General features: G+C 66.0%; 5 protein-coding genes. 1 reads left to right on the top strand and 4 read right to left on the bottom strand.

Features of this window, described 5'->3' with window-relative positions; all coding sequences use genetic code 11:
- Positions 1 to 196: 196 nt before the first annotated feature.
- Positions 197 to 520, bottom strand: coding sequence for a CPCC family cysteine-rich protein (locus tag ACWCQK_RS42090; RefSeq protein WP_451164528.1), 324 nt, complete (start codon positions 518 to 520; stop codon positions 197 to 199).
- A gap of 270 nt (positions 521 to 790) precedes the next feature.
- Between ACWCQK_RS42090 and ACWCQK_RS42085 the strand changes: the two genes are divergently transcribed.
- The gene (locus ACWCQK_RS42085) at positions 791 to 1,072 is read left to right on the top strand and encodes a hypothetical protein (RefSeq protein ID WP_451164526.1); all 282 of its coding nucleotides are present in this window, start codon (positions 791 to 793) and stop codon (positions 1,070 to 1,072) included.
- Positions 1,073 to 1,598: 526 nt separating this feature from the next.
- On the opposite strand, the gene ACWCQK_RS42080 is transcribed toward ACWCQK_RS42085, so the two are convergent.
- From ACWCQK_RS42080 to ACWCQK_RS42070, 3 genes are all read right to left on the bottom strand, one after another.
- Positions 1,599 to 1,949, bottom strand: a complete 351-nt coding sequence (locus ACWCQK_RS42080) for a hypothetical protein (RefSeq protein WP_451164525.1) — start codon at positions 1,947 to 1,949, stop codon at positions 1,599 to 1,601.
- A 78-nt stretch (positions 1,950 to 2,027) separates the two neighbouring features.
- Positions 2,028 to 3,281 carry an IS256 family transposase gene (locus tag ACWCQK_RS42075; RefSeq protein WP_451164523.1) on the bottom strand — a complete coding sequence of 418 codons (1,254 nt, stop codon included), beginning with the start codon at positions 3,279 to 3,281 and terminating at the stop codon, positions 2,028 to 2,030.
- Between the two features lie 50 nt (positions 3,282 to 3,331).
- On the bottom strand, positions 3,332 to 3,640 hold the full coding sequence (locus tag ACWCQK_RS42070) for a hypothetical protein (RefSeq protein WP_451164521.1): 309 nt from the start codon (positions 3,638 to 3,640) through the stop codon (positions 3,332 to 3,334).
- Positions 3,641 to 3,839: the final 199 nt, after the last annotated feature.

Raw genomic sequence — 3,839 nt, 5'->3', positions numbered from 1 at the left:
TGGTACTGGTCATGAGGGGGTGATTCTCCTGTCGTGCCCTCTCAGGCTAACCCGACGAAGCGGGACGTCTCACCCAAGGCTGGCAGAGAGGGAGCCGCAGGGATGCCGAGGGGCCGCAGGCGTAGCAAGAGAGCTTGCGGTCGCCGCCTGATGTGGTGCGGTTGTGGAGCGTCGGTGACCGGTAAGTGGTCGGGGTTCAACAGCAGGGGCGGATGGTTCCTGTTCCGTAGGGTGTGCCGCTCTCGGGATGCTCGTGGGGCAGCGGGCTACGTACGGACCGTGTGGAGTGCTCGTCGCATGCACCGATCTCCTCGAAGTTCCGGCGAGCCTCTCGGAGGCTGAGCCCGTGGTTCGGGCCGCCCCGGATCTCGCCCGCGTCGTGCTCGTCCTGGCCGTCGTCCTCCCAGAAACAGACATGGCAAATCTCGTACGCTCCGCGCGCAGCCAAGGTAATGAAGCCGCAGCAGGGACAGCGGTAAGGCCCGGCCGAGGTTGCTCCCTGAACATTGATGAAGGTCATGGCTGCAATCCTTGTTCACTGTTATCGCATGGAACCACGCCGTTTCAGCGGTGCCGTGATCGACAGAGCCTGCGTCACACCGGCCGCCAGCCAGGCCGACCGCGCGTTGGGGTGCACTCTTTCCAAGTCTGTTGGTCCTGCCCAGAGTCCTGTTCGGGCTGGTTCACTTGCGTTCGCGTGCGGATGATCGGCGGGTGGCTTCTCGCTTCCGGCCCCTCCCGAACGGTCCTGACGGTCGCTGAATGAGACGGAAACTGAGACGGTGCTCCCATGAGCGAGACACCAGACCCCGGTAACCCGAACGGCATCCAGGTGGGCGACATCTACGAGGACTGCTCATTCCATCCGGTGCTGTGCACTGCGGTTGATGAGGTGGCGGGCATCGTCCTCAGCGGCGTCTCCCTCATCGACGGCACCTTTCCCCGCTCCTGCGATGCCTTGCACTGCGGGCCCATCCGCATCCGTGTCGAGGACGTCATGACCATCAAGCAGGACTTGGAGGGCTACGCCCGCCGGCGGAAGGAAGAGCTACGGGCCGGGGGCAACATCTGATCCGTAGGTCTAGCGGGATCGGTCATGGGGGCCATACAGGCTGCCGGAAAGCCAACGGGAGCCAGTGGCGGGCGCTGCCGACTGCTGGAGTTGCTGTACTTCATCGCTGTACAGCAGCGGCTACCCCGCCAGTCATCCGTGATCTCGGTGCGGCTGATGCCTCGCATCGCTCCCGGGGCAAGGTGAGCGACGCGGCGGCGGTGGGTCAGCACCAGGCAGTTCCGTCATGACTGGCCGTGATCTCTAGTCCGTAGTCGCCGGCGCGGTCGCCGAGGTCGCTGGGGAACCACACAGCGAGGTGGGCGGTAGTGCCCGCGACGGTCTTCTCGAAACAGAGCGCTGAGATGTCGACTGCGAGGCTGCCAGGTGCCGGGGATGGCGAAGGATTGGCGCTCTCGAGTCGCCAGCCGTCTTCCGCGGCTGCCTGGCGATAGAACGACAGCACGCCGGTCCGGGATGTTGTGTATTGGTAGTACTGCCCGGCGTAAGGAGTAATTGTCAAAAGTTGTGGATCACGTGCGCCTGATCAGGAAGCTGGAGGCGTCAGCCGCGATGCCGCGGTGAAGACGGCCAGGGCGACGGTTGCTCCTGCTGCCGTCGTCAATGCATCCGCTGCGATTCGGTCCCAGTGCAGCCGTGCCAGGTCCGTCAGGACGAACGCGACGGCCGAGCCCGCGAAGGCTGCCGCAGCGCCCGCGGCCCAGTGCCGGTGCCGGTCCCAGAACCAGCGCGCCAGGAGCATCACGACGGGCGCGCCAATGGGCAGCGTCGGCTGATCGAGGAAGTTGAGAATGGCGTAGGCCACCGCGCAGACCACCCAGCACAGTGCCGTGACCCGTGCTGTTTCACGCCAGGGAACACCTCGCATGTCACCCATCGAGCCTCCTTCGCCGTTCTGTGTTTCCAGGCGAGTGGAGCACATGGGGTCGGTTTGTTGTCATTTCCGGTTGATCAATTATGCTGCATGAGTCTCCGGACGTTCGACGAGGAGGCCGCGTTCGAAGCGGGCTCCGGCGCGAACGAGTGCCACGAGGTGGGGTGCGTTGACTGCTCGCCAGCGGGCCTGGGCGGACTCGACGAGTTTGAAGACCATCGCGAGGGCGGCGGCCGGGCTTCCCGCTCCCTTGGTTACCTTGGTCCGCAGCCGCACGGTCGCGAAGGTCGATTCGATGGGATTCGTCGTGCGCAGATGGATCCAGTGTTCCGCGGGGAAGTCGTAGAACGCCAGCAGCTCGTCGATGTCGTCGGTGATCTTCCGGGTGGCCTTGGGCCACTTCGCGCCGTAGGTCTTCTCAAACGCGGCGACGGCCTTCGTGGCGTGCTCGCGGTCTTCGGCGTTGTAGATCTGCTGGAGAGCCTTGCGGGCGCCGGGCTGGGCCGACGTGGGCAGGGCGTTGACGACGTTGGCCGTTTTATGGACCCAGCACCGCTGATGGCGGGTTTCGGGAAACACCTCGGCGAGGGCCTTCCAGAAGCCGAGCGCACCGTCGCCGACGGCCAGGGCGGGCGCGCGCATGCCGCGCCGGGCGGCGTCACGCAGCAGGTCGGCCCAGGACTCGGCGGACTCACGGTAGCCGTCGGCCATGGCGATCAGTTCTTTGGTGCCGTCCGCGCGCACGCCCATCACGACCAGGACGCAGGACTTGGCCTCCGACAGGCGGATGCGCAGGTGGATGCCGTCGGCCCAGACGTAGACGTAGTCGGATCCGGTCAGGTCCCGCTCGCCGAAGGCGTGGTGGTCGGCCTGCCACTGCTGGGTGAGCCGCGTGACGGTGGCCGGTGAGAGGCCGGCCGAGCTGCCCAGGAACTGCTCGAGTGCGGGCACGAAGTCCCCGGAGGACAGGCCGTGGAGGTAGAGCAGCGGCAGCACCTCGCTGATCTTGGGGGACTTGCGGCACCAGGGCGGCAGAATCGCCGAGGCAAACCGCTTGCGCTCCCCGGTGGCCTCATCGACGCGCTTGTCGTTGACCCGCGGGGCCTTCACCTCGATGGCTCCCGCGGCGGTGGTGACCGACCTTGGCTGGTGGTAGCCGTTGCGGACGACCAGGCGCCGCCCGTTCTCGTCCCCCTGGTCAGCCAACTCGGCTATGTAGGCGTTGACTTCGGCCTCCAGAGCGGCGGCGAGCATCCGGCGTGCGCCTTCGCGGACGATCTCGTCGATCAGGGAGCCGTTCGGGGTGCTGCCGTCGGCATTGACTACGCTGAGCACGGGCGTGCCTTCCCGACCCGCGCTGCGAACGCGGGCCTACTCGATGACCTTCAATCGATCACTCGGGAAGGTACGTCCTTCGCGCGATCCCCGAGCCCCGATCCACAAGTCATGAGCATTGCTCCGGCGTAAGCGAACCCGTCATCCTCGTCGCAGCCGGAGTGCCGCTCGTCTTTGGGCTGCGTCTGACTCGGGTGCGCGTCGAGGATGGACAGGGACGCCAGAGTGGGGGCGAGTGCTTGGTCAGCGCTGGTACAGCCGTAGAGCCCACCCGACAGTGCCCACACGCCCGTTGCCGCGATGATGGCTATGCCGCCTGCGCCGACGAGAACCGGCATCGCCACTCTCTTCAACTTCATGGCGCGGAGCGTAGTGCAATGGATCTACGGGACAGGGCGCGCACAGAGCGGGAACAGGCTCGTGTCTTCGGCAGGATTCGTACCTGCGACACCCGCTTTAGGAGCAATGCCGTTGCTTTACGGGTCTGGGTCGGGTGGTCGGGGTCGTTTGATGCGGATGGCTTGGGTGCCGGCGTGGGTGGGTTGGGGCCAGCTGTAA

The organism is Streptomyces sp. NPDC002306 (assembly GCF_053593435.1).
Note: the sequence above shows the minus strand (reverse complement) of the source record. Positions and strands in the feature narration are given on the sequence as shown.